This is a genomic window from Candidatus Thermoplasmatota archaeon, assembly GCA_022848865.1.
Lineage (GTDB): Archaea > Thermoplasmatota > Thermoplasmata > RBG-16-68-12 > JAGMCJ01 > JAGMCJ01.
Genome location: JAJISE010000080.1, coordinates 1 through 3859, shown reverse-complemented (window position 1 = coordinate 3859; position 3859 = coordinate 1). Strand labels below are relative to the sequence as shown.

Here is a 3859-nt window from a genome sequence, read left to right as displayed (position 1 = left end):
GAACCAGGAGAACAGCGTCCCCAGTCCGACCAGCACGAGGAAGCAGGAGTACTTGATCTTCTCGTTCCCCGAAGCCGCCCACGCCACTGCAAGGAGGAGCGCCGCGACGACCGCGATCCCGGTCGTGACGTAGAACAGCAGCATCCGCAGTTCCCTCTCCCCGAGGGTCGCAGTGCACTGGTTGTAGTTGAGCACGAGCGCAGGAACCAGGTAGGCCAGGGTGACGCAGAGCCCCATGCCCGTGCCCAGCAAGTAGTCTCCGAGACGGGCTCTTGGTTTCTCCTCCATCGGTTCATAAATACGCGCCGGTGATTCAAAACAGTTTCGCCAAAACGATTATGAACGCGCGTCCTCATGTCGAGAGCGGGAGGGAACCCGCTGAGAAGGACGATCGCTGTCTTGGCTGTCGTGGCCACGCTTGTCTTGCTGATCTCGCAAGCGAGGGGCGATCCCGGGGAAGAGCGCCTCGTCCTGCTGGGGACATATCACAGCATCGGTCACGGCTTCGACGTTGAGGGTGACTTCGCCTACGTCGGGACATCGCACGGAATCGAGATCTACAACGTCACGCGGACCTCGAACGTGAGGCCTATCGAGAGACACCACATGGATCAGCCCATGATGGACGTCGTTCTCGATGGAAGCCTGTTGTACGCCACGAGTTCCTGGTATGGTGTCTACGTTTTCGATGTCTCCAATCCCTACAACGTGACGGAGGTCTCCCACACGTATTGGCATGGCCACGGTTCTTCCACCTTCCGCGGAATCGAACGATTCGATGACTTCCTGTGCGTCGGTACGTTCAACGACACTGGTGCCGAGATTGCCATCCTCGACGTTTCAGACCCAAATAATCTGACCCTAGTCTCGACTCTCCCGTACGACCGCTTTGTGACCGACTGCGAATACTGGAACGGCTACCTGTACGTTCTGGCCGGGTTTGAAGGACTCAGGGTCCTCGACGTGTCGGACCCGTATAACCCTCAGGAGGTCGGTCATCTCGACACTGAAGGAATACCCCGCGAAATCGCCTTCCACGGAAACACGGCGTTCGTAGCGGACTACGACGGGGGACTGCTGATACTCGACATGTCGGACCCGCTCAACCCCGCCGACACATGGTACCGGTACGAATACGGAGCGAAGGTCTACTCCGTCTTCCCAACCGACGAGCTCCTCTTTGTGGGGGACCAGCACGGTCTGAGGGTGTACGACCGCACGTCGCAAGGGCAGATAATCGAGAGGGAGTTCTACAACTACAGCGGCAGTCCCATCGGGGGTTGGGAGGTCAATGACATCGAGGTCATCGGCTCCAGGGTCTACACGATGGACGGGGGCTTCTCCATCTTCGAGTTTCAGGAGCCCGAGTACTACATCCCCATCGAGCTCCCGTTCTTCCTCCTTCCTGCTGCCTTCGCTGCTGTTGTTGTCGCCGCACTCTGGTGGCGGTCCAGGAAGGGAGGAGAGATCATCCCGCCAAAACGATTATGAACGCCTCCGCCCATGGTACGAGCGGGAGGGTCGATGAGCCTGTTCATGAGGAAGGACGGCAGAGGCATCAACTACGTCAAGCTGTTCTGGTTTGCCGTCATCGTGGGCGGGATCGGTTATGTGCTCCTGGCGGGATGGGCATCGCACAGACTCGATATGCTCGGAAGTGTCAGCTTCTGGGCTTGGGCATTCTTCGCCTTCGTCGTCATGGGAATGATCCCTGCGTCCCTTGCGGTCCTCTTCCTCTGGTTCTTGAATGAGGTTGTCGGGTCCCCACCTGACGATAGGTCCGATTGAGCCTCCCGCCAAAACGATTATGAACGCCCTAGTGGACGCGTCGTATCCCGCGCACCTTGTCGAAGTCGCTGTCGAAGGACACGATCTCCCCGATCCCATTGCGGGACATGAGGGCGACGCTCGCGCAGTCCGCCACCGAGAGAGTGCCGTCGTACTGAAGGTGCAGCGCCATCGCCTCTTCCAGCAGTTCCGCGTCCACGAAGACGACCTCGCAATCGTCGACGAAGTACTCGTAGAGCATCTGCGCCGCCTTCCCGCCGCCTCGTTCGCCGACGATGGTGATGCTCTCCGCAACGACCAGGTCGGTTATGATGAGCTTCGCGGGCACATCGAGGCGCAGGGCCCGCTTGTGCCACTTGTCCCTGCTGTCGGCCAGTGCCACGAAGTAGGAGCTGTCCGCGATCATTTCCCTCTCTGCGCCCGGCGCTTTGACTCGACGGCATCCCCGCCGTGGGATATGAGCCCCGTGACATCCTTCACGGTCCGCCTCGGGCGCGGCCTGATGATTATCTTGCCCTCCTCGATTGACCATTCCAGGAGGTCCCCTTCGCGTATCTCAGAGGCCTCGCGCACCTTCTTGGGCACCACTGTCAGGTAGCCCTTAGACACTTTCGTTTTGCTAAGCATATCAGAATCACATATGGAATTCGAACTATTTAATATTGGTTGGGAAGTTGCCACAATCCAGCGGGATGTCTCCCGATATCCCTTCTCGACGGAAAACGCTGATCTGTGCATCCCCTCCACCGTGTATATATGACCGTCATCCTCGCGAACGACGGTGCGGATATACAGTCAAAACATCCCCTCCTGCGTATATAATGATTCCCGCCGGCAAATCACTGGCCATTGCGGACCGCATGAGTGGCGGGACAATTCCATCGGGAGCGGGTGCGCCGCCCTCCCGCCAAAACGATTTCATACGGCCCCGAGTATTCCTTGTCGTGCGACCAAGGCATTACCTGCGGATTGCCACTCTCGTGGTCCTCCTGGGGCTAGCTCTCTTCATCATCACGGTCCCGATGTTCGATCCCTATGAATGCGGCAAGAGACAGGATCCGTTCTCACCGGGCATCATCCTTTTCGCCTCCTTCTGCGTGGCAGCCCTGGTCTTCATAGGGATAGCGTATCGAAAGGGACACACGGATCTCGATTCCTTGCTGGGAACGGTCCTGGTGACGCTCTTCCTATTCTTTCTCACTTGGTTCTTTTATGTGTCGCTCGTACCGACTTGCTGACGAACCTTCTGTCTTGAGCGGCCTCCCACGTCCCCCGCCAAAACGCTTGTGAACGCTCCGCGACATGTTCAATCTGGGAGGAGGAATGGAGGGAGAACCGCCCGCCGATAACCCTTTCGCCGCAAGGTTCTCACGTGAGCGCAATGATCACCGTTGTCCGCCATTCCTTCTGAGGGACCAGATTACCCATACTATCGCGGGAATGCCCACGATCACCAGGACCACCAGACCTGCCCACATCCACGAATACACCCAATCATCGAAAGTCCAATCCTGAAAGGCGAGGTTCCACTTGCCATCGAGCCACACGATGGCCAACCATACCAATCCGATGAAGAACGAAATGCCGCTGTCCTCTCCCGCGGATCTGCTGCGTTTGGGCCCTCCTTCGTACTCCTTCCGTTCTTCTTCTGGCAGTTTCTTGTACCAAAGGAGATACATCACCACTGCCATCGGAATCACCCAACTTGCCACAAGGATGAGTTCCCACAGGATCGCATGCAGTATGAAAGCGAAGACAGAGCCTACTGTCCACGCACCAAGCCCACCCGGCACGAGCCCCGTCGCTTGTGCATCGGCGACCACCCACAGGACGACAAGAAGCGCTGCAACGCAGGCTGCTGCAATCGCTCCAACCATCAATGCCGTCATCTTCCCGTGTCTTCTCACGAACTTCTTCCACCCTTCACCCCTCAGCTTTTCACCAGTTCTCATGATTCCAGACTCCTTCATCAGTTATGCTCCACAGTTATGACCACATTTCCCTTCTTGTGCCCTTTCTCGACATACCTGTGAGCCTCGACCATCTGTTCCAATGGATAGCTTCGATCTAT

Annotated in this window: 8 protein-coding genes; 3 read left to right on the top strand and 5 right to left on the bottom strand. The window is 57.5% G+C overall.

The features are described from left to right. On the bottom strand, positions 1–288 hold a 288-nt coding region (locus LN415_09625), incomplete at its 3' end, for a hypothetical protein (protein MCJ2557344.1). A 66-nt stretch (positions 289–354) separates the two neighbouring features. Between LN415_09625 and LN415_09620 the strand changes: the two genes are divergently transcribed. Both LN415_09620 and LN415_09615 read left to right on the top strand, forming a co-directional pair. After that, positions 355–1491, top strand: coding sequence for a hypothetical protein (locus tag LN415_09620; GenBank protein MCJ2557343.1), 1137 nt, complete (start codon positions 355–357; stop codon positions 1489–1491). 33 nt (positions 1492–1524) lie between these two features. After that, positions 1525–1788 carry a hypothetical protein gene (locus LN415_09615; protein ID MCJ2557342.1) on the top strand — a complete coding sequence of 88 codons (264 nt, stop codon included), beginning with the start codon at positions 1525–1527 and terminating at the stop codon, positions 1786–1788. Between the two features lie 28 nt (positions 1789–1816). Here LN415_09615 and LN415_09610 read toward each other — a convergent pair whose 3' ends face one another. Together LN415_09610 and LN415_09605 are read right to left on the bottom strand one after the other, a co-directional pair. Next, on the bottom strand, positions 1817–2194 hold the full coding sequence (locus LN415_09610; protein MCJ2557341.1) for a PIN domain-containing protein: 378 nt from the start codon (positions 2192–2194) through the stop codon (positions 1817–1819). Further along, entirely contained in the window at positions 2191–2415 is a 225-nt protein-coding gene (locus LN415_09605; protein ID MCJ2557340.1) for an AbrB/MazE/SpoVT family DNA-binding domain-containing protein, read from the bottom strand. The genes LN415_09610 and LN415_09605 overlap by 4 nt, the downstream gene beginning before the upstream one ends. Before the next feature lie 194 nt (positions 2416–2609). Here LN415_09605 and LN415_09600 point away from each other — a divergent pair, with 194 nt between their 5' ends. Continuing rightward, entirely contained in the window at positions 2610–3026 is a 417-nt protein-coding gene (locus LN415_09600; protein MCJ2557339.1) for a hypothetical protein, read from the top strand. 147 nt (positions 3027–3173) lie between these two features. On the opposite strand, the gene LN415_09595 is transcribed toward LN415_09600, so the two are convergent. Both LN415_09595 and LN415_09590 read right to left on the bottom strand, forming a co-directional pair. Continuing rightward, the gene (locus tag LN415_09595) at positions 3174–3758 is read right to left on the bottom strand and encodes a hypothetical protein (GenBank protein MCJ2557338.1); all 585 of its coding nucleotides are present in this window, start codon (positions 3756–3758) and stop codon (positions 3174–3176) included. Beyond that, positions 3758–3859 (bottom strand): zinc-binding dehydrogenase (locus LN415_09590; GenBank protein ID MCJ2557337.1); only part of this gene is annotated, 102 nt, incomplete at its 5' end. The genes LN415_09590 and LN415_09595, both read right to left, overlap by 1 nt.

Excerpts from the sequence above, each read along its gene's own strand:
- LN415_09620 (MCJ2557343.1), top strand. The coding sequence starts at position 355 with ATGTCGAGAGCGGGAGGGAACCCGCTGAGAAGGACGATCGCTGTCTTG.
- LN415_09615 (MCJ2557342.1), top strand. The coding sequence starts at position 1,525 with ATGAGCCTGTTCATGAGGAAGGACGGCAGAGGCATCAACTACGTCAAG.
- LN415_09610 (MCJ2557341.1), bottom strand. The coding sequence starts at position 2,194 with ATGATCGCGGACAGCTCCTACTTCGTGGCACTGGCCGACAGCAGGGAC.
- LN415_09605 (MCJ2557340.1), bottom strand. The coding sequence starts at position 2,415 with ATGCTTAGCAAAACGAAAGTGTCTAAGGGCTACCTGACAGTGGTGCCC.
- LN415_09600 (MCJ2557339.1), top strand. The coding sequence starts at position 2,610 with ATGATTCCCGCCGGCAAATCACTGGCCATTGCGGACCGCATGAGTGGC.
- LN415_09595 (MCJ2557338.1), bottom strand. The coding sequence starts at position 3,758 with ATGAAGGAGTCTGGAATCATGAGAACTGGTGAAAAGCTGAGGGGTGAA.